This window comes from Polaromonas sp. P1_G2 (genome assembly GCF_056405515.1).
The window spans coordinates 1-356 of the sequence record NZ_JBFUBY010001788.1; the positions used below are offsets into that span (position 1 = coordinate 1).

General features: G+C 45.8%; 1 protein-coding gene. It reads left to right on the top strand.

Annotation, left to right across the window (positions count from 1 at the left end; translation table 11 throughout):
• Positions 1-242, top strand: a 242-nt coding sequence (locus AC1D0P_RS32600) for a hypothetical protein (protein ID WP_477680501.1), incomplete at its 5' end; no start/stop codon positions are given.
• Between the last annotated feature and the right edge of the window lie 114 nt (positions 243-356).

Genomic DNA, 356 nt, shown 5'->3' on the forward strand with positions numbered 1-356 from the left:
GCTTTCAATTATGCAGCGGTCAAATCAGCATCGGCATTGCAGGATTGGGAGCGGCAATTTCCTCGCCGATGGTCAACATACGGAAAAGCGTGAAAATTTGCGACAGGGCCGGAACAGGCCGTAACGTGAGGTCGAACAATCCGGCAACCACCGACTACCGAAGGGCGACTCCATTCAGCAAAAATAATTTAACTATTGCAATTGCACATAACGCCGAAATCAACCCTATTATCCCTCCATGAATCTTGGGGGAAGATGTATGATTATACTTGGTAATTTCGGCTAATGCCGAAGAGAATAGAAATATGAAGGCGCCTATAATCAACCCTTCCTTGAAATGTTGCATGTCTATGCTC